General features: G+C 65.6%; 20 protein-coding genes. 14 read left to right on the top strand and 6 right to left on the bottom strand.

Features of this window, described 5'->3' with window-relative positions:
• Positions 1–87: 87 nt before the first annotated feature.
• The gene (locus HDC35_RS07915; protein ID WP_184645470.1) at positions 88–981 is read right to left on the bottom strand and encodes a LysR family transcriptional regulator; all 894 of its coding nucleotides are present in this window, start codon (positions 979–981) and stop codon (positions 88–90) included.
• Between the two features lie 92 nt (positions 982–1,073).
• Between HDC35_RS07915 and HDC35_RS07910 the strand changes: the two genes are divergently transcribed.
• The 8 genes from HDC35_RS07910 to HDC35_RS07875 all read left to right on the top strand — a co-directional run bounded on the left by HDC35_RS07910 (position 1,074) and on the right by HDC35_RS07875 (position 7,172).
• A complete protein-coding gene (locus HDC35_RS07910; protein ID WP_184645468.1) occupies positions 1,074–1,784 on the top strand; it encodes a CoA transferase subunit A in 711 nt (236 codons plus the stop codon).
• Positions 1,784–2,656, top strand: coding sequence for an HAD family acid phosphatase (locus HDC35_RS07905; protein WP_184645466.1), 873 nt, complete (start codon positions 1,784–1,786; stop codon positions 2,654–2,656). The genes HDC35_RS07910 and HDC35_RS07905 overlap by 1 nt, the downstream gene beginning before the upstream one ends.
• Positions 2,653–3,213 carry a hypothetical protein gene (locus tag HDC35_RS07900; protein ID WP_184645464.1) on the top strand — a complete coding sequence of 187 codons (561 nt, stop codon included), beginning with the start codon at positions 2,653–2,655 and terminating at the stop codon, positions 3,211–3,213. Before HDC35_RS07905 ends, HDC35_RS07900 begins: the two co-directional genes overlap by 4 nt.
• Positions 3,210–3,476 (top strand): hypothetical protein, encoded by a 267-nt coding sequence (locus HDC35_RS07895; RefSeq protein ID WP_184645462.1) that lies wholly within the window; start codon positions 3,210–3,212, stop codon positions 3,474–3,476. Before HDC35_RS07900 ends, HDC35_RS07895 begins: the two co-directional genes overlap by 4 nt.
• 15 nt (positions 3,477–3,491) lie before the next feature.
• Positions 3,492–4,133, top strand: a complete 642-nt coding sequence (locus HDC35_RS07890) for a CoA transferase subunit B (RefSeq protein ID WP_184645460.1) — start codon at positions 3,492–3,494, stop codon at positions 4,131–4,133.
• A 63-nt stretch (positions 4,134–4,196) separates the two neighbouring features.
• Positions 4,197–5,477: a serine hydrolase gene (locus HDC35_RS07885; RefSeq protein ID WP_184645458.1), complete on the top strand. Its 1,281-nt coding sequence runs from the start codon at positions 4,197–4,199 to the stop codon at positions 5,475–5,477.
• Positions 5,478–5,526: 49 nt separating this feature from the next.
• Positions 5,527–6,504 (top strand): NAD(P)-dependent oxidoreductase, encoded by a 978-nt coding sequence (locus HDC35_RS07880; protein ID WP_184645456.1) that lies wholly within the window; start codon positions 5,527–5,529, stop codon positions 6,502–6,504.
• Complete coding sequence (locus HDC35_RS07875) at positions 6,492–7,172, top strand: glutathione S-transferase family protein (RefSeq protein WP_184645454.1); 681 nt, start codon at positions 6,492–6,494, stop codon at positions 7,170–7,172. The genes HDC35_RS07880 and HDC35_RS07875 overlap by 13 nt, the downstream gene beginning before the upstream one ends.
• Here the strand turns inward: HDC35_RS07875 and HDC35_RS07870 are convergent.
• Positions 7,169–7,687 (bottom strand): sterol desaturase family protein, encoded by a 519-nt coding sequence (locus tag HDC35_RS07870; protein ID WP_184646467.1) that lies wholly within the window; start codon positions 7,685–7,687, stop codon positions 7,169–7,171. The genes HDC35_RS07875 and HDC35_RS07870 overlap by 4 nt on opposite strands.
• Before the next feature lie 125 nt (positions 7,688–7,812).
• Between HDC35_RS07870 and leuC the strand changes: the two genes are divergently transcribed.
• From leuC to HDC35_RS07840, 6 genes are all read left to right on the top strand, one after another.
• The gene (leuC, locus tag HDC35_RS07865) at positions 7,813–9,243 is read left to right on the top strand and encodes a 3-isopropylmalate dehydratase large subunit (protein ID WP_184645452.1); all 1,431 of its coding nucleotides are present in this window, start codon (positions 7,813–7,815) and stop codon (positions 9,241–9,243) included.
• Positions 9,244–9,269: 26 nt separating this feature from the next.
• Positions 9,270–10,118, top strand: coding sequence for an N-acyl homoserine lactonase family protein (locus HDC35_RS07860; protein WP_184645450.1), 849 nt, complete (start codon positions 9,270–9,272; stop codon positions 10,116–10,118).
• Between the two features lies 1 nt (position 10,119).
• Positions 10,120–10,710: a 3-isopropylmalate dehydratase small subunit gene (gene leuD / locus HDC35_RS07855; protein WP_184645448.1), complete on the top strand. Its 591-nt coding sequence runs from the start codon at positions 10,120–10,122 to the stop codon at positions 10,708–10,710.
• 21 nt (positions 10,711–10,731) lie between these two features.
• Positions 10,732–11,727, top strand: a complete 996-nt coding sequence (locus HDC35_RS07850) for an NADPH:quinone oxidoreductase family protein (protein WP_184646465.1) — start codon at positions 10,732–10,734, stop codon at positions 11,725–11,727.
• 65 nt (positions 11,728–11,792) lie between these two features.
• On the top strand, positions 11,793–12,026 hold the full coding sequence (locus tag HDC35_RS07845; protein WP_311770736.1) for a DUF167 domain-containing protein: 234 nt from the start codon (positions 11,793–11,795) through the stop codon (positions 12,024–12,026).
• 62 nt (positions 12,027–12,088) lie between these two features.
• Entirely contained in the window at positions 12,089–12,385 is a 297-nt protein-coding gene (locus HDC35_RS07840; RefSeq protein ID WP_184645446.1) for a hypothetical protein, read from the top strand.
• Positions 12,386–12,517: 132 nt separating this feature from the next.
• Here the strand turns inward: HDC35_RS07840 and sdhA are convergent, their stop codons facing one another.
• The 4 genes from sdhA to HDC35_RS07820 form a co-directional block, all read right to left on the bottom strand.
• Positions 12,518–14,332: a succinate dehydrogenase flavoprotein subunit gene (sdhA, locus tag HDC35_RS07835; RefSeq protein WP_184645444.1), complete on the bottom strand. Its 1,815-nt coding sequence runs from the start codon at positions 14,330–14,332 to the stop codon at positions 12,518–12,520.
• Position 14,333: 1 nt separating this feature from the next.
• On the bottom strand, positions 14,334–14,741 hold the full coding sequence (sdhD, locus tag HDC35_RS07830) for a succinate dehydrogenase, hydrophobic membrane anchor protein (RefSeq protein WP_184645442.1): 408 nt from the start codon (positions 14,739–14,741) through the stop codon (positions 14,334–14,336).
• Complete coding sequence (sdhC, locus tag HDC35_RS07825; protein WP_409437936.1) at positions 14,734–15,114, bottom strand: succinate dehydrogenase, cytochrome b556 subunit; 381 nt, start codon at positions 15,112–15,114, stop codon at positions 14,734–14,736. Before sdhC ends, sdhD begins: the two co-directional genes overlap by 8 nt.
• Before the next feature lie 269 nt (positions 15,115–15,383).
• On the bottom strand, positions 15,384–16,034 hold the full coding sequence (locus HDC35_RS07820; protein WP_184645438.1) for an HAD-IA family hydrolase: 651 nt from the start codon (positions 16,032–16,034) through the stop codon (positions 15,384–15,386).
• Between the last annotated feature and the right edge of the window lie 8 nt (positions 16,035–16,042).

Genomic DNA, 16,042 nt, shown 5'->3' with positions numbered 1-16,042 from the left:
CAAGGTTGGTCTGGCAATTCCGGGCCCCGGCTTTCGCCGGGGTTTACATCCCTAGCGAGCGCAACCGGGCGAAGCCCGCCAATCGGTTCAAGCTGGCGGTTCGGCGAGGTCGAGCCGCGCCGCGCGCTCGAATATCTGGGTCAGCACCGGTTCGGTATCGGCGACGCGCATCGCGACGTGGAACTCGACCGGGGCGAGCGCGGGCATCGCGGCGATTTGGACCAGCGTCCCGCGCGCGACCTCGCCGCGGACCATCGGCTGCGGAAAAATGCCGATGCCGCCGCCCGCCCTGGCGATGTCGATCATCGTGCGCGCATTGTTGCAGAGGTTGAGCGACTTTTGCGCGATGCGCGACGCCGCGATCGCCTCACGCATCCGGCCGTGGATCGGCGAATGGCTGGCGAGCGACCAGACCGGCAGCGCCGCCGCGCCGCCCGCGAAAGCCGACGCGACCGCGGGGCTCGCGAGCCACACCAGTTCGACCTCGCCGATCGGGCTGGTCTTGAGCGCGGGGTGCGCGATCGGTCCGGCGGCGAAGGCCATGTCGGTGCGGCCGGTGAGCAGCTGCTGGATCAGGTTCGCGGTGAGGTCGATTTCGATCTCGAGCCCGACCTGGGGCATATCGGCCTTGAGTTCGGCGACGAAGGCCGGAAGGCAGCTTGCCGCCGCGATCTCGCCCGCACCGATCCGCACCACCCCGCTCGCCTCGCCATAGCCGCCGCTGCCGAGCAGCGCATATTGCATGTCGCGGAGCAAGGGGTCGCAGTCGCGCACCAGCTTGCGCCCCGCCGCGGTCAGCGTCATCGCGCGGCCTTCGCGGCGGAAGAGCGGGGTGCCGAGCCTTTGTTCGAGTTCGCGCATCCGCGCCGAGACCGTCGGCTGCGTCGTGTTGAGCCGCTCGGCCGCCGCCGAAAAGGTACCGAGCCGATCGATCCACAGCAGCGTTTCGAGATGATAGAGCGCGACGCGATTAATAGACATTATCTATGTATAATCCAAAAATCGAACAATTAGAATTGATGGATCAAATGGGCCAATGTCGCGCCCGACATCCCGGCAAGGAGGCCCCTTTCATGGCGAACAAGCAATATTCCGACGCAGCAGCCGCGCTCGACGGCCTCCTCTTCGACGGCATGCAGATTTGCGCGGGCGGGTTCGGCCTGTGCGGCATTCCCGAACGGCTGATCGACGCGATCCGCGACGCCGGCACGAAGGACCTCACCATCGCGAGCAACAATGCCGGAATCGACGGCGAGGGCCTTGGCAAGCTGCTCCGCACGAAGCAGGTCAAAAAGATGATCTCGTCTTACGTTGGCGAGAACAAGGAGTTCGAGCGGCAATATCTGGCGGGCGAGCTCGAGGTCGAATTCTGCCCCCAAGGCACGCTCGCCGAACGCTGCCGTGCGGGCGGCGCGGGCATCCCCGGTTTCTATACCAAGACAGGCGTCGGCACGCTCGTTGCCGAGGGCAAGGAAGTGAAGAATTTCGACGGACAGGATTATATCCTCGAACGCGGCATCTTTGCCGACCTGGCGATCATCAAGGGGTGGAAGGCCGACGAGAGCGGCAACCTCATCTTCCGCAAGACCGCGCGCAACTTCAACCAGCCCATGGCAACCGCGGCGAGGATCTGCGTCGCCGAGGTCGAGGAAATCGTGCCCACGGGCAGCCTCGACCCCGACTGTATCCACCTGCCCGGCATCTATGTGAAGCGCATGATCGTCGGCGCGCCCTATGACAAGAAGATCGAGTTCCGCACTACGCGCCCGCGCGAGGCGGCGTGATGCGTAGCGTCGCCATCGTAAGCGCGCTGCTGCTGGCGGGCTGCGCAAGTACGACGCCAGGGGTGGCGACGGCGCCGACCGCACCCGTTGGTCCGGTCGAAACTCCCAAACCGCCGGCCCGGCTGCAATATCTCTATGGCTCGCCCGAGGCGGCGGTCGCGGTGCGCGCAACCAACGCGCGGATCGCCGATTATGGCGCGTGGCGGATCAAGCAGCGGCCGAAGGATAGCGTTGTGCTGGCGCCCGGCGCGACGATGGATGCGCCCGCGTTCGAGCCGTGCGGGGACAAACCCTTCGCGGCGGTGTTCGACGCCGACGAGACGCTGATCTGGAACCTCGGCCCGATGCGTTACTTCGCCGAGAAGGGAACCCCCTTCGACGTGAAGGTCTGGGACCAGTGGGAAAAAACCGGCGCGGGCAAGGCGCTCGCGATGCCCGGCAGCGTCGAGATGGTAACCAGGCTCCGCGCCGCGGGCATCGCCGTCATCGCGAACACCAACCGCAGCGCCGCCAATGCAAAAGGCAGCGAAGATACGCTGCGCGCCGCCGGACTCGGCGAGTTCAAGCATGGCGAAACGCTGTTCCTGATGGGCGACGATGCCGGCGGGTCGAGCAAGGACGACCGCCGCGCCACGATCGCATCGAAATATTGCGTGATCCTGATGGCAGGCGACCAGCTCGGCGATTTCAGCCAGCAGTTCAACGCCCGGGACCTGCCCGCCGCGCGGCGCATGGCGCTCGCGACGAGCGCCGCCGCAAACGCATTGTGGGACAAGGGCTGGTTCCTTTTCCCCAACCCCGTCTACGGCCCTTGGGAAAAACTGGGCTGGGACGATGTTTTCCCTGCTGCGAGCAACTGGACACCCGAGTGAGCACGGAGGCGAACACCCCGGACCGTGAATTGATGGAGCGCGTGCAGACGATCCCGAACGCGGCCAGCAGTCTGCAGGCAGCCTTTGCGGAGATGGAGATCGGGACGGCGATCGACCAGTTGAATAATCTCGTCACGCATTATTCGACCGAACTGCGCCGCGTCGAGGGTGTGTTCGTCGCGCTGTTGCTGCCCGCTGCGGTAGCGCTGATCGTCGCGCAGGTGCGGCCCGCTGACGTCGATCCCGCGCGCGCCGGCCTCATCGGATTTTTTGCCGTCTACGCGATTCTCATCTTCGTCGATCTCTGGTCGGCGGAGCGCCGCCTGTCGCACGCGCGCGATCTGCGCTCGGTCCTCTTTCACTATCGAAACGACACCGGCGTCGAGCATTTGAAGACGGTCGCAGCCAGGGCCGATGACGCTGTATTCGCCGCGCGCTATGCCTATGTGCAGACATGCGCCGAGCGACCCTATCTGTTGGGCGCGCGCATCAAGCCTGTCGTGGGCTTGGCCGGCGCCTTTCTGATCTGGCTGATTGTTCGAGGAGGGGGTGTATGACGGTTCAAGAATGCCTCGAAAAGTGCCGGACGCGATGTTTCGCCGCCTCGCCCGCAGGGCTGATGCCGCCGCTGACCGACATGGAGGCGCTGGCGCGCTATCAGGAGGCGGCGATGGCGCTGATCGCGGCGCATGAAAACCTGCAGCAATGGATGGTGGGCGACGGAATGAATCCGGCCGACCCTGTCCATGTCATCGCGATCGCTGCGGCGGCGGCGAGCGAAACCGTACCCGCCGGCGAAGCGATCGCCACCGAATTTTGACGAGGAGATAATGGAGTGAGCTGGACGCGTGATGACATGGCGGCGCGCGCCGCGAAGGAGCTGCAGGATGGCTATTACGTCAACCTCGGCATCGGCATCCCGACGCTGGTGGCGAACCATATCCCTGCGGGGATGACGGTGACGCTCCAGTCCGAGAACGGCATGCTCGGCATCGGCCCCTTCCCCTATGAGGGCGAGGAGGATGCCGACCTGATCAACGCGGGCAAGCAGACGATCAGCGAACTGCCGCAATCGGCCTATTTCAGCTCGTCCGACAGTTTCGCGATGATCCGCGGCGGGCACATCGACCTGACCGTATTGGGCGCGATGGAGATCGCCGAAAATGGCGACATCGCCAACTGGATGATCCCCGGCAAGATGATCAAGGGCATGGGCGGCGCGATGGACCTCGTCGCCGGGGTCAAGAAGATCATCGTCGTGATGGAGCATAATGCCAAGGACGGCAGCCCCAAGTTCATCCCCGCGTGTACGCTGCCGCTCACCGGCCAGAATGTCGTCGACATGATCATCACCGACCTCGCGGTGTTCAAGCGCGACGATCATGACAGCCCGTTCCGGCTGATCGAACTGGCGCCGGGGGTCACCGCCGAAGAAGTCGCTGAAAAGACGACGGCGCATTATATTTTCCCGGGGTGACGACCGGGCGAGTCGCGGCTAAGACAGCCAACCTATAACAAGGTCGCAACCCGTCGCGAGGTCATGAAACGCGTTTTTGTCATCCTGATCGCCGTCGTCACCCTGGCGTTGACGGGCTGGTTCGGCGTTCGATTTGCGGGGGGCAGCCACACGCTTGCCAGCGTTCCGATTCCGATCAAGGCCGCGGAAAACCTGCCCGACACGCCAGCCGAATGGCGCGGGCGGATCGATTATAAACTGCTCGATCGGCAATTGTCGGATCTTGCCCGGCGGCCCGAAATGGCGGGGCTGGCCGTCGCGGTGGTCGAAGACGGCGAATTGCGCTTCGTACGCACCTATGGCGTCGCCGATGCCTCCACCGGTGCGCCCGTGACGCCGCACACTTTGTTTCGCTGGGCATCGGTTTCCAAGACCGCGACGGGCGTGCTCGCGGCGGCGCTGGCGCGCGAGGGCCGCGTCGATCTCGACCGGCCGCTTGCCCGCTCCCGCACGACGCTGCGCCTGCCCGGCGGCGGCGAAGCGCGGGTTACGCTCGAAGATCTGCTCGCGCAGCGCACCGGCCTCACCAAAAACGCCTATGACGAAAAGCTGGAGGACGGGCAGAGCCCCGAACTGCTGCGCGCCAGCCTCGCGCTCGCGCCGCTGCAATGCGACCCCGGCACGTGCCATACCTATCAGAATATCGCCTTCGACGCGGCGAACGAAATATTGGGCGAGGCGGCGGAAAAGCCGTTCGCCGAAACCGTCGAGGACCGGTTTTTTCTTCCCCTCGGCATGGTCAGCGCGGGCTATGGGATGGACCGGCTGACGGGCGCGAAAGACTGGGCGAAACCGCACCGCGGCGCGCATGTCCGCCCGGTCAAGGAGGCCTATTGGCGCGTTCCCGCCGCCGCGGGCGTCGAAAGCGATATCGTCGATTTCGCGACGTGGATGCGCGCGATGATGGGCGCCCGCCCCGATGTGCTGCCCGGCCCGGTGCTCGAACTGGCGCACCGACCGCGCGTCGGCACCGCGCGCCTTTACGGCGGTGCGCTGCGGCAGGCGACCGATGACGCGTCCTATGCCCTTGGCTGGCGCAATTTCACTTATGCCGGACACCGGCTCGCCGGCCATTCGGGCGCGGTCGCGGGATATCGCGCGACGATGATCTTCGAACCCGCGACGCGAACGGGCGTCGTCGCGCTGTGGAACAGCGATTGGGGTTTTCCCTTTCGCATCCCCTTCGCGGCGATCGACAGCTATCACAAGCGCGCCGATGCGCGCTGGCTCGACCTCGGCGAATTGCCGCCGGTGACGGGCGGCGCGGCCGCAGCGGGCCCCGTTACCGTGAATTTGAAGGAATAACGGCCCCTGTGTATCAGGCGCGCATCCGAACTCGAGGGGAGAATCATCGATGCGGGTGCTGCTGACCGGTTCCTCTGGCTGGCTCGGGCGCTACCTCGCGCCGTTGCTCGCCCGGAACGGCCATGACGTTACCGGGTTCGATGTCGTTCCCGGCGCGCATACCGAGGTTATCGGCACCGTAGCCGACCGCCCGCTCATCGATCGGACGATGGGTGCGCATGGGATCGAGGCGATCGTCCACGCCGGCGCGCTGCACAAGCCCGACATCGCGCGCTATCCGCGGCAGGCGTTCGTCGACGTCAATGTGACGGGCACGCTGAACCTGCTCGAAGCGGCGGTCGCGGCGGGGAACGACCGCTTCCTCTTCACCTCGACCACCTCGCTGATGGTGCGCGCCGATGTTCGCGCGGGCGCGGGCGAAGCGGGCGCGTGGTGGATGGACGAGGATTTCGCGCCCGTGGAACCGCGCAACATCTATGGCATCACCAAGCTCGCCGCAGAACAGGCGTGCCGGCTGTTTCACCGCGAGCATGGCATCGACGTGGCGATCCTGCGCACCGGTCGCTTCTTTCCCGAGGATGACGACACGCATGCGGTGCCGAGCGGCGAGAATCTCAAGGCCAATGAACTGCTCAATCGCCGCCTGACGGTCGAGGATGCCGCGGCGGCGCATCTCGCGGCGCTCGAGGCCGCATCCGCGATCGGATGCGACACCTTCATCCTGTCGGCCCCGCCGCCCTTCGCGCGCGCGGACGCCGAAGAACTCGCCCGCGACGCGCGCGCGGTGATCGCGCGCCATTACCCCGACGCCGCCGAACTTTATGCGGCCAAAGGCTGGGTGCTCCCCCAGATCATCGACCGCGTCTACGACCCGTCGCGCGCCGAACGCCGCTTCGGATGGCGCGCGCGGACCGATTTCGGCAGCGTGCTCGCGGCGCTCCGCGACCGCACCGGCCTGCCCTTCGCGCACGACCCCGACTACACCTCGCCCATCATCGCTCAGGAGCGCGACGCATGTATGTGCTGATCACCGCCAACCGCAATTATTCGAGCTGGTCGCTGCGCCCGTGGATGCTGATGAAGGGACTCGGTATCGCGTTCGAGGACCGGATCGAGCCCTTTGCCCGGCCGGTGAATTATGAGGCGTTCCGCAGCTTCTCACCCACCGGACAGGTCCCCGCGCTCCTCCACGAAGGGAGGACGATTTACGACTCGCTGGGGATCGCGCTCTATCTCGCCGACCGGCACGACGGCGTATGGCCCACCGACCCGGACGCGCGGGCCTGGGCGCAATGTGCGACGGCAGAAATGCACAGCGGCTTTTCGGCGCTGCGGAACGATTGCACGATGAACGTCGGCGTGCGCGTGACGCCGAAGCCGATGTCGGATGCGCTGAAGGCCAATGTCGCGCGCCTCCGCGAGTTGTTCGAGGATGGGTTGGCGAAGTTTGGCGGCCCTTGGCTCGCGGGTAACAATTTCTCGGCGGTCGATGCCTTCTTTGCGCCCGTCGCCTTCCGCATCCGTACCTATGGCCTCGACGTCGGCGCCGGGCAGGCATGGGTCGACCATATGCTCGCGCATCCGGCGATGCTCGAATGGGATCGGCAGGCACTGCTCGAAACCTGGCGCGAGGAAGGCCACGAAGCCGAACTGGCAGCGGCGGGGGTGGTTACGGCGGATTACCGCACCGCTTAATCGGCGAGCGCCTCGCGCACCACCGCCACGCCCGCCTCGCGCTGCACCTTGAGTTCCGCCTTCAGCTTCGCGGGGTCGCGCGCGAACACGAAGCCGAAGCTGACCCCGCCTTCCTTGCCGATCGTCGCATGGTGGAGCTTGTGCGCCTGCACCAGCCGCTTCGCATAGCCACGCCGCGGAACCCATTTGAAATAGCGCTGGTGGACGAGGCCGTCGTGGACCAGCGTGTAGATGATCCCGTAGAACAGGATCCCGAGGCCGATCCATGTCCCCGGCTCCCACGCACCGCCGCCCATGATCATGGGGCTGCCAAGCGCGAACATCGAGATGCTCATCGCGGCGCCGAAGATCGCGAACAAGTCGTTCTTTTCCAGCTTCCTGTCGTGCGGCTCGTGATGGTCGCGGTGCCAGGCCCAGCCAAAGCCGTGCATGATATATTTGTGGCTCGCCCACGCGACGAATTCCATCGCCACGACGGTCGCGAGGATGAGGGCGAGAATGGCGAGGATCGACATGGGGGGATTATAGGCGCGCTGCGTACGCGAAGCCACATCCCGCTTGTCGACACGATTGCGACCGAAAATTGCGTTTTTGATCGCCACCGGCTTGCAAAGTTATGCTGCAGGCGTAAGTGAGCCGCATGACTCGGCCCCGCACCCTTTACGAGAAAATCTGGGACGCGCATGTCGTCGAACAGCGCCCCGACGGTACCTGCCTGATCTTCATCGACCGCCATCTCGTCCATGAAGTCACCAGCCCGCAGGCGTTCGCGGGGCTTCGCGCGAACGGTCGCACGGTGCGCCGCCCCGATCTGACGCTCGCGGTGCCCGACCATAATGTGCCGACGACCGCGCGGCTCGACGCGGCGGGCAATCGGCTGCCGATCGCCGACCCCGAAAGCGCGGCGCAATTGGCAGCGCTCGAAAAGAACGCCCCCGAATATGGCATCCGCTATATCGACGCGGTCGCGCCCGAACAGGGCATCGTCCATGTCGTCGGCCCCGAGCAGGGCTTTTCGCTGCCCGGCACGACGATCGTCTGCGGCGACAGCCATACCGCCTGCCACGGCGGCATCGGCGCGCTGGCCTTCGGGATCGGGACGAGCGAGGTGGAACATGTGCTCGCGACGCAGACGCTGTTGCTCCAGCCGTCGAAGACGATGGAAGTGCGCGTCGAGGGCGAAGTCGGCCCCGGCGTCACTGCGAAGGACATCATCCTCCACATAACGGGAACGATCGGCGCTGCGGGCGGCACCGGCCATGTCATCGAATATACCGGCAGCGCGATCCGCGCGCTCAGCGTCGAGGGCCGGCTGACCGTCAGCAATATGGCGATCGAGGGCGGCGCGCGCGCCGGGCTGATCGCGCCCGATGAGACGACGTTCGAATATCTGAAGGGCCGACCCTATGCGCCGAAAGGCGCCGACTGGGACGCGGCGGTCGCCTGGTGGAAGAGCCTCACGACCGACCCCGGCGCCACCTACGACAAGGTCGTGGTGATCGACGCCGCCGACATCGCGCCGAGCGTGACCTGGGGCACCAGCCCCGAGGATGTCGTGCCGATCACCGGCGTCGTTCCCGACCCCGCCAGCTTCGCCGACCCGTCGAAGCAGGTCGCGGCCGCCAAGTCGCTCGCCTACATGGGCCTCGAACCCGGCACGCGGATGCAGGACGTCAGCATCGAGAATATCTTCATCGGCAGCTGCACCAACAGCCGCATCGAGGACATGCGCGCCGCCGCCGCGATCGTGAAGGGCCGCAAGAAGGCCGACAATGTGAAATGGGCGATCGTCGTCCCGGGCTCCGGCCTCGTGAAAGCGCAGGCCGAGGCCGAGGGGCTCGACCGCATCTTCACCGAGGCCGGCCTCGAATGGCGCGAGCCGGGCTGTTCGGCGTGCCTCGCGATGAATCCCGACAAGGTGTCCGCGGGCGAACGCTGCGCCTCGACGAGCAACCGCAATTTCGTCGGCCGCCAAGGCCCCGGCAGCCGCACCCATCTGGTCAGCCCCGCAATGGCGGCGGCGGCGGCCGTGACGGGCAAGCTCACCGACGTGCGGGAGCTGATGGCATGAACGTACGGAAGAGGGAACCGAAACGCATGATCGGGAAAGCCGTTGTATCGATCGCGGCGGCGCTGGCGCTTGCCGCCCCCGCGCTGGCACAGGACAAGCCCGCACCGGCAAAGCTCAGCCTGACCCGGCTCGATTGCGGGACGGTGCGCGTCAACCGGCTGAACGCCTTTTCGGATACAGCGGCCTATCCGGGGCAAAGCCGCGACCTGACGGTCGGTTGCTACCTGATCCGCCACGGCGACCAGCTGATGCTGTGGGACCTTGGCCTGCCGGCCGCGCTGAAGGACGCGGCGTTCAACAGCGACGGCGACATGTCGGCGACGGTGCGCAAAAGCCTGGTCGAACAGCTCGCCGAACTGGGCATCAAGCCTGCGGACATCGACGTCGTTGGCATCAGCCATTTTCACTTCGACCATATCGGCCAGCTTCCCGATTTTCCGGCCGCGAAGCTCTATATCGGCAAGCGCGACTGGGACTGGCTGATCGACAGCGGCCGCCCGGCGTGGGTCAATCCCGAACCCTTTACGCACTGGATCAACGGGGGTGGCACCGTCGAACCGGTCGAACGCGACAAGGACATATTCGGCGACGGCCGCATCGTGATGCTCGACATGCCGGGGCACACACCCGGCCACCACACGCTGCTCGTGCGGCTCGCGGGCACTGGTCCGGTGCTGCTCAGCGGCGACCAGGCGCATTTTCAGGAGAATTACGACAGCGACGGCGTCCCGGAGTTCAACACCGACCGCGCCGAAACGCTCGCCTCGTTCGACCGGTTCAAGGGGTTGGCGAAAAATCTGGGCGCGACGGTCATCATCCAGCACGAGCCGCGCGACGTCGCGAAGCTGCCGCCCTTTCCCAAGCCGGCCGAATGACATGACGCCGCTCAATCAGGTCGAGGGCCGCGCGATCCCGCTGGGCCTTAAAAATGTCGATACCGACGTCATTATCCCCGCGCATTGGCTGAAGACCACGACGCGCGAGGGCATGGGGCGCGGCGCATTCGAGTCGATCCGCAAGGACCCCGACAATCTGTTCGACCGCGCCGAATTCAAAGGCGCGCCGATCCTGATTGCGGGCGACAATTTCGGTTGCGGATCGAGCCGCGAACACGCCGCCTGGGCATTGGGCGACCTGGGTATCCGCGTCGTGATCGCGCCGAGCTATTCGGACATTTTCTCGGGCAATGCGGTCAAGAATGGCATCCTGCCCGTCGTTTTGCCGCAGGCGGCGATCGATCGCCTGATGGAAGTCGCAGCGACCGATCCCGTGCATGTAGACCTTGAGCACCAGACGGTGACGACGCAGTTTCAGGACCGCTTCACCTTCGAGATCGATCCGTTCCGCAAGATGTGCCTGATCGAAGGGCTCGACGAGATTTCGCTGACGGAAAAGAGCGATGCGGCGATCGGCGATTATGAAAAGCAACTCGACGCCGAGCGTCCGTGGATGCGACCCGCAGCTTAACAGCAAAAAGAGGAGAAGATGATGAAGGCTCTCTTGTCGACCGCAACCGGCGGCCCCGAAACGCTCCAGCTTGGCGAACTGCCGCGCCCGACCGCCGGCAAGGGCCAGATCGTGATCGATGTGCGGGCCTGCGCGGTCAATTTTCCTGATACGTTGATCATCGAGGATAAATATCAGTTCAAGCCCGAACGCCCCTTCGCGCCCGGGGGCGAAGTGGCGGGGCTTGTCGCGGAAGTTGGCGAAGGCGTCACCGATTTCAAGGTCGGCGACCGCGTGATCGCGGGCTGCGGCAACGGCGGCATGTCGGAGGCGGTCGCGGTTTCGGTCCACAATGTCTATCATCTGCCCGAAGGCCATGACTTCGCCGAAGGCGCCTCCTTGCTGATGACCTATGGCACCAGCATCCACGCGCTCGTCGATCGTGGCCATATCCAGGAAGGCGATACCCTGCTCGTGCTCGGCGCGTCGGGCGGGGTCGGCATCGCCGCGGTCGAACTCGGCAAGGCATTCGGCGCGCGCGTCGTCGCGGGCGTGTCGAGCGAGGAGAAGGCCGAGATCGCGCGTGAGGCCGGCGCCGACGAAGTCATCGTCTATGGCCGCCAGCCGTTCGACAAGGACCAGTCGAAGGCGCTCGCGAACAAGTTCAAGGAAGCGGTCGGCCCGAACGGCGCCAATGTCATCTATGACGCGGTCGGCGGCGATTATGCCGAGCCCGCGCTGCGCTCGATCGCGTGGGAGGGGCGCTATCTCGTCGTCGGCTTCCCCGCCGGGATCCCGCGCCTGCCGCTCAACCTGACGTTGCTCAAAAGCTGCGACGTCGCGGGTGTGTTCTGGGGCGCCTTCGTGATGCGCGAACCCGCGCGCAACCGTGCGAATATCGCGCGGCTGTTCCAGCTGTGGGAGCAGGGCAAGATCAAGCCGCGCGTCACCGGCACATATGCGCTCGCGGACGGCGGCAAGGCGATCGCGAAGCTCGGCGACCGCAGCGCGGTCGGCAAGCTGGTCGTCACCATCTGAAATACCGCCCCGACCCCGCGCTGACCGACGCGCTGCGCGCGCTGGCGGCGTCGGGGCGGATCGAGGTGCGCGTGACGCCCGGCGCGAGCCGCGACGACGTGAAGATCGCGGACGGCCGGGTACAGCTTCGCGTCACCGCGCCGCCGGCCGATGGCGCGGCGAACGATGCGGTCATCCGGCTGCTCGCCGCCGCGCTCGACCGTCCGCCGCGCCACCTGACGCTGCTGCGCGGCGCGACGGCGCGGATCAAATTGATCGGGGTTGCTAACGCTTCGTCGCATTTCGGGCGGTCCGGTTAACGCTTTGGCAGGAGCTGGCGGCTATATCCGGCAGCAGGACTAGCTGGGGCCAGGGTGCATCGATGGCGACTCGCCGACCGACAGTGACGGGCAATCGTAACGAGAGTATCGCGAACATCTCGCGGACGCGCCGTGCGCAGCTCGTCGCCGAATTCGAAGGCGAGCTGGGCATCGATTATAAGGCGCGTGCTGCCGCCGCCGAAGCCGAACGCCGCTGGCAGTCGCGCAAGACCTTCATCGTCTGGACGGTCGCGCTGATCTTTTTCACCGTCGCGTGCCAGAAGCTGTGGACGATCGGGCAAAAGGTCGATGTGCCTTTTGCCGACGTCAACCCGATTCACGACTTTTTCGGAGAATAAAGGTTCGCCCGATCAATCGACCGGGCTTCTCCGACAGGAATCCGATCGACAATCTGCTCGGCAAGGGTGACGCGCCCGCGCGGTGGCCCGAGGGCCCCGCGACGGACTTCCAATCGTTCCAGAAAAACGCAGTTAGTAAACGCGCGCCTTCGGCTTGATATAGTCGACGTCGTCCGACAGCGTATATTCGTGGACCGGGCGATAATCGAGGCGGACACCGCCGCCCTTGCCGCCCCAGCCGTCGAACCACGCCACGGTGTGCTTCATCCACGTCGCGTCGTCGCGATTCGGGAAATCCTCGTGCGCGTGGGCGCCGCGGCTTTCCTTGCGATTGAACGCCGAGTGCATCGTCACCGTCGCCTGGCTGATGAGGTTGTCGAGCTCGAGCGTTTCGATGAGGTCGGTGTTCCAGATCAGGCTGCGGTCGGTGACATGGACGTCGTTCATGCGGCTGTAGGTCTTGGTGAGCTTTTCCTTGCCCTCCGCCATCAGCTCGTCGGTGCGGAACACCGCCGCGTGCTGCGACATCGCGCGCTGCATCTCGGTCCGGATTTCCGCGGTCGGCGAACCACCGTTGGCATTGCGGAAATGGTCGAGCCGCGCGAGCGCGAGGTCGGCGCTGTCCTTGGGCAGCGGCGCCTGCGCGGCGCCGGGGGTCAGGATTTCCTTGAGGCGATGCCCCGTCGCGCGGCCGAAGACGACAAGGTCGATCAGGCTGTTCGAGCCGAGACGGTTCGCGCCATGGACCGACACGCACGCGGCTTCACCGACCGCGAACAGGCCGGGGACGACGGTGTCGGGGCCGTCCTTGCCGAGCGTGACGACTTCGCCATGATAGTTACAGGGAATGCCGCCCATATTGTAATGGACCGTCGGCACGACCGGGAGCGGCTGGCGCGTCAGGTCGACGCCCGCGAAAATCTTGCCGCTCTCGGTGATCCCCGGCAGGCGCTCGGCGAGAACCGCGGGATCGATATGGTCGAGGTGCAGGTAGATATGGTCGCCATGGGGACCGACGCCGCGGCCTTCGCGGATTTCGAGCGCCATCGACCGCGAGACGACGTCGCGCGACGCCAGATCCTTCGCCGACGGGGCATAGCGTTCCATGAACCGCTCGCCTTCCGAATTGGTGAGATAGCCGCCTTCGCCGCGCGCACCCTCGGTGATGAGCACGCCCGCACCGTAAATTCCGGTCGGGTGGAACTGGACGAATTCCATGTCCTGCAAGGGAAGCCCCGCGCGCAGCACCATGCCGCCGCCGTCGCCGGTGCAGGTGTGCGCCGAGGTCGCAGTGAAATAGCAACGGCCATAGCCGCCGGTCGCCAGCACGACAGCCTGCGACCGGAAGCGGTGGATGCTGCCATCCTCCATGCAGAGCGCGATGACGCCGCGGCAGACCTTGCCGTCGGGGCCGTCTTCCATGATCAGGTCGAGCGCGAAATATTCGACGAAGAAGTCCGCGTCATATTTCAGCGACTGCTGATAGAGCGCGTGGAGCATCGCGTGGCCGGTGCGGTCGGCCGCGGCGCAGGTGCGCTGCACCGGCGGGCCTTCGCCCATATTCTGCATATGGCCGCCGAACGGGCGCTGGTAGATGGTGCCGTCGGCATTGCGGCTGAACGGCACGCCCGCATGTTCGAGTTCATAGACCGCGTTCGGAGCCTCGCGCACCATATATTCGATCGCGTCCTGGTCGCCGAGCCAGTCGGAGCCCTTGACGGTGTCGTACATATGCCATTGCCAATGGTCGGGCGAATTGTTGCCGAGCGACGCGGCGATGCCGCCCTGCGCCGCGACCGTGTGGCTGCGCGTCGGGAACACCTTGGTGATGCACGCGGTCTTGAGCCCGGCTTCGGCGCTGCCCATCGTGGCGCGCAGGCCGGAGCCGCCGGCGCCGACGACGACGGTGTCATAGATATGGTCGATGATCTTGTAGGCGTCGGTCATCTTACATGCCCCCCGGAGCAAGCCCGGCGGCGGGCGCAAGCGCGATGCGGACGATGGCGAAAATGCCATAGGCGGCGCCGCCGATCGCGTAGAAGTTCAACAGGACGAGCGACAGCAATTTGGTCGCTTCGCCGTGGACATAATCCTCGATCATCACCTGAAGCCCCAAACGCAGGTGCCAGAAGACGCTGACCGTCATCAGGATCAGCGCCAGCGCGACGGTCGGGTTCGACGCCCAGCGCAGCACCGCCGCATGATCGGTCATCGGCAGGCGCAGGAACGACACGAAGAGGAAGCCGACGAGCAGGATGTTGCCGAGCGCGGTCAGGCGCTGTTGCAGCCAGTGGGCCGAACCATGGTGCGACGAGCCGAGCCCGCGCACGCGGCCGAGACGCGTTCCGTTACCCATTGAGCGTCTCCGCAAAGATATAGAGCCACACCGCGATCGTCGCGGTGATCGAGCCGACGAAGACGAGGATCGACCAGAGCTTGTTGGTCTTGAGCTCATAGCCCGCGCCCGCGTCGAGGACGAAGTGGCGAAGGCCCGAGAAAAGATGCTGGAAAAAGGCCCAGGTCAGGCCGATCAGCACGATTTTGCCGACAAGGTTGGTGACCATGTGGAAGGTGCCGGCATCGGGGCTGGGATCGTGCCACACGCAGGCGATGAAGGCGTTATAGGCGTCGGGCCCCGCGGCGATCGCGCCGAGCCACCAGAGGAACATCAGCCCACCGACGATCGCGAGACCGTCGCCGGAAACACGGTGAAAGATCGAGACCGCCATCGCGGGCCCCCATTTATACACCTGCAAATGCGGGGAGCGCGGACGCGCACTCGGTTCGTTGCCAGCCATATCAGCCCTGTCTTGACTCTAAACGGTCGATGCGGTGCCGGTTAAGCCTTCCCGCCACGATATGCAATTGCTTAGGAGCATAGGGGATTAAATCCTTTGCCGGACGGCGACGGCGATGCTTTCCTTGCTCCAACGGTTCACGAGATGGCAGCTTGCCACCCCGAAACCCCCGTCCTTCGTGCGGTCGAACAGAGCAACCGTCAGGGCAATGGCATGCCCAGCGCCGCCGACAGGTCGGCGAGCGCCTGGTCGCCGCTCGTCACCTTGATCGCGTGCATGCCGAGCTGGCTCGCGGGTTTGCAGTTGATGCCCAGGTCGTCGAGATAGACGCAATTCGTGGGCCGGGCGCCGAGTGCCTCGCACATCATTTCGTAAATCCGCGGGTCGGGCTTGCGCACGCCGACCTTGCTCGATTCGATCACATGGTCAAAGCGCGCCATGATCGCCGCGACTTCGGCGGCGAGCGCTTCGCTTCGCGCCATGCCCGCGCCTTTGCCGCTGGGCACGTTGTTGGTGATGCACGCGATGCCGAATCCGCTCGCTTTCAGCGTATCGAGTGCCGCGACCATCGCGGGACGCACTGCCCCCGCCAGCACCGCGAGCACCGCTTCGCCCTCGAGTTCGTGCCCCATCGCCCTCGCCTCGGCCGCAAATAGTACATCGAACGCCGCGGCGTCGATCTCGGCGCGTTCGAAGCGCGCCCAGGCGTTGCTGTCGGGGTCGGCGGCGTTGACGCGGCGCACGAAGTCGCGCGGCAACCCGCGCGCTTCTTCGAGGCGGTTGAAGGCTTCGAAGGGCGAGGCGGTGATGACGCCGCCGAAGTCGAAGATGACATGCGTGTATCGGGACATGCGCGGGC

Origin of the sequence: Sphingopyxis sp. JAI128, from assembly GCF_014207235.1 — a bacterium.
Classification (GTDB): domain Bacteria; phylum Pseudomonadota; class Alphaproteobacteria; order Sphingomonadales; family Sphingomonadaceae; genus Sphingopyxis.
This window is presented reverse-complemented; position numbering and strand designations above follow the sequence as displayed.

Coding starts and splice junctions, on each gene's coding strand:
- HDC35_RS07915 (WP_184645470.1), bottom strand. CDS start 981: ATGTCTATTAATCGCGTCGCGCTCTATCATCTCGAAACGCTGCTGTGG.
- HDC35_RS07910 (WP_184645468.1), top strand. CDS start 1,074: ATGGCGAACAAGCAATATTCCGACGCAGCAGCCGCGCTCGACGGCCTC.
- HDC35_RS07905 (WP_184645466.1), top strand. CDS start 1,784: ATGCGTAGCGTCGCCATCGTAAGCGCGCTGCTGCTGGCGGGCTGCGCA.
- HDC35_RS07895 (WP_184645462.1), top strand. CDS start 3,210: ATGACGGTTCAAGAATGCCTCGAAAAGTGCCGGACGCGATGTTTCGCC.
- HDC35_RS07885 (WP_184645458.1), top strand. CDS start 4,197: ATGAAACGCGTTTTTGTCATCCTGATCGCCGTCGTCACCCTGGCGTTG.
- HDC35_RS07880 (WP_184645456.1), top strand. CDS start 5,527: ATGCGGGTGCTGCTGACCGGTTCCTCTGGCTGGCTCGGGCGCTACCTC.
- HDC35_RS07875 (WP_184645454.1), top strand. CDS start 6,492: ATGTATGTGCTGATCACCGCCAACCGCAATTATTCGAGCTGGTCGCTG.
- HDC35_RS07870 (WP_184646467.1), bottom strand. CDS start 7,687: ATGTCGATCCTCGCCATTCTCGCCCTCATCCTCGCGACCGTCGTGGCG.
- leuC (WP_184645452.1), top strand. CDS start 7,813: ATGACTCGGCCCCGCACCCTTTACGAGAAAATCTGGGACGCGCATGTC.
- HDC35_RS07860 (WP_184645450.1), top strand. CDS start 9,270: ATGATCGGGAAAGCCGTTGTATCGATCGCGGCGGCGCTGGCGCTTGCC.
- leuD (WP_184645448.1), top strand. CDS start 10,120: ATGACGCCGCTCAATCAGGTCGAGGGCCGCGCGATCCCGCTGGGCCTT.
- HDC35_RS07850 (WP_184646465.1), top strand. CDS start 10,732: ATGAAGGCTCTCTTGTCGACCGCAACCGGCGGCCCCGAAACGCTCCAG.
- HDC35_RS07840 (WP_184645446.1), top strand. CDS start 12,089: ATGGCGACTCGCCGACCGACAGTGACGGGCAATCGTAACGAGAGTATC.
- sdhA (WP_184645444.1), bottom strand. CDS start 14,332: ATGACCGACGCCTACAAGATCATCGACCATATCTATGACACCGTCGTC.
- sdhD (WP_184645442.1), bottom strand. CDS start 14,741: ATGGGTAACGGAACGCGTCTCGGCCGCGTGCGCGGGCTCGGCTCGTCG.
- sdhC (WP_409437936.1), bottom strand. CDS start 15,114: ATGGCGGTCTCGATCTTTCACCGTGTTTCCGGCGACGGTCTCGCGATC.
- HDC35_RS07820 (WP_184645438.1), bottom strand. CDS start 16,034: ATGTCCCGATACACGCATGTCATCTTCGACTTCGGCGGCGTCATCACC.